Genomic DNA, 1,934 nt, shown 5'->3' on the forward strand with positions numbered 1-1,934 from the left:
GGTTGTTCTCTTGCAGGCTCACCACCGCCAGACCTTGGTCGTTGACATGGACGAACTCAGGTTCGGGATCGCTGGGGGCGACATCCGCCAAGCCTGTCAGGCCAACGGGATGCATGCGGGTGCAGTCCGGCAATCCCCCAGGACGGACCGGCACGATGGTCAGGTTACCGGGTGGGTGTTGTGGCAGCGCCCCTTTGTCGATTTTTTCGTCGCGTTCGTTTTCGATCACGATCACTGCGTGACGCCGCTTCGGATCCCAAGCAATGGCGTCCGGCTGTCCATACAGGTTGCAGCGATCGACCACCTTGCGGGCACGCCAATCGACCACCAGCAACAAGCCTTGCGGCTGATGATGCTCGACCGTCTGATCCACCACCACCCAAGCATGACGGCCGTGAACCACCACCGAAGTGGGCTCACCGGGCATTTCGATCGTGCCAGCGGGGCGCGGGCGCGCAGGATTGCGCAAGTCCACGACACCCATCGCGCGACGGGGGGAATCGGTGTAGATCAGCCAGCGCCCGTCATCGCTGGCGGCAACGATCTCGGCCGAGGATCGCGCGACCCCCTGCTCAGACCCGTTTCGGAACGTCTCGAAGACGGCGATGCGCTCAAAGTAGCCCATGTGGCCGGGAGTGGCTGCCGATGCCAACAGTGCAACCATCCAGCCGGATAGGACACCGGCTGACATGCGCGCAAGGGAGCGCCCGACTGCGAATGTACTCATGGAAAGGACTCGGTTAGAAAAGCTGCGGATCTGCGATACGGACAGCGGCGATGGTCGCGCGCGCGCATGACATTTCCTTGAAGACTTTTCTTTGAAGCAGCCAGCAGCCGGGTCATTTGGCATCCACCGGCAGGAAAACCGCATCGGGCCAAGGAATGCCGTTACCGATCCTGCTGCAGCAGCGCGGCTGACTGGAGAGCGAGCTCATCCAGAAAAGCCTGCGTTCGGGCGGGCAAATGGCGCCGACTGGGCAAGGCGGCGTACAAGGACCACTGCGCCGTGACCCAGCCATCGAGCACGCGCACCAGCTCACCGCTGGCCAACCGGTGAGCCACCAGGTCCAGCGAGACAGCAAGAATCCCGCCCCCGTCCAGCACCATGCGCAGCAGCGCTTCGACATGGTTGCTGCAAGCAACAGGCTCAACGATCACCCGGCTAACGACGTCTGCCTGGTCCTGTCGCCACAGCGTCCATGCGTGGGCATGCTGTCCTGGTGGACGGTAGCGCAAACATTGATGATGCGTCAAATCCTCCGGACCGCTTGGCAATCCACTGCGCTGCAGGTAGGCAGGCGAGGCAACCAACGCGCTGACCCCGCTGGCGATGCGGCGTGCAATCAAGCCCGTGTCGATGTTGCCTTCCACGGCAAAGAGCGCCACGTCGTGTTCTTCCACCGAAGGCACGGCGTAACTTTCGACATCCACCTCGACACGCAGAGCCGCATGACGTGCCGTCAGCCGTGGCACGATCGGAGCGACGAGTACGCTGGCCAAAACCGGCGTAGCCAGCACACGCAGCACACCCGACACCGTCTGGCTGCGCTGACTCACCAGGGCATCGGCTTCATCCAAATCGGCCAGGATGCGCCGCACCCGCTCCGATAGGCGGCGCCCTCGTCGGTCAACGCCACGCGGCGCGTCGTGCGCTGCAGCAGGCGCACGCCCAGTTGCGCTTCGAGGTCGGCGACCATGCGCGTGACGCTGGCTGCCGACAGATCGAGGGCGCGCGCGGCGGCGGCAAAGCCCCCGGCATCGGCCACGGCCTGAAAGACACGAAGGGTTTGAAGCCGGTCCATGGGGTTCAATTGTCGATGTTTATTTCTCTTTCTGCAACATTGCATTGTTGATCAAGGGCAGTGCAACTTTTTTTCTGTAAATTTTCCGAGGCGAAGTCATCGGGATATTGAAATCAGGCATGCAAGTTGAGA

General features: G+C 62.4%; 3 protein-coding genes. All 3 read right to left on the reverse strand.

The window, feature by feature from the left end; genetic code table 11:
* On the reverse strand, positions 1–727 hold a 727-nt coding region (locus ACK4TH_RS11565; protein ID WP_409626627.1), incomplete at its 3' end, for a hypothetical protein.
* A 161-nt stretch (positions 728–888) separates the two neighbouring features.
* Positions 889–1,599, reverse strand: a complete 711-nt coding sequence (locus tag ACK4TH_RS11570) for a substrate binding domain-containing protein (protein WP_409626629.1) — start codon at positions 1,597–1,599, stop codon at positions 889–891.
* The gene (locus ACK4TH_RS11575; RefSeq protein WP_409626631.1) at positions 1,554–1,802 is read right to left on the reverse strand and encodes a LysR family transcriptional regulator; all 249 of its coding nucleotides are present in this window, start codon (positions 1,800–1,802) and stop codon (positions 1,554–1,556) included. Before ACK4TH_RS11575 ends, ACK4TH_RS11570 begins: the two co-directional genes overlap by 46 nt.
* Between the last annotated feature and the right edge of the window lie 132 nt (positions 1,803–1,934).

Origin of the sequence: Tepidimonas sp. (assembly GCF_046292505.1) — a bacterium.
Lineage (GTDB): Bacteria > Pseudomonadota > Gammaproteobacteria > Burkholderiales > Burkholderiaceae_C > Tepidimonas.

Coding starts and splice junctions, on each gene's coding strand:
- ACK4TH_RS11575 (WP_409626631.1), bottom strand. CDS start 1,802: ATGGACCGGCTTCAAACCCTTCGTGTCTTTCAGGCCGTGGCCGATGCC.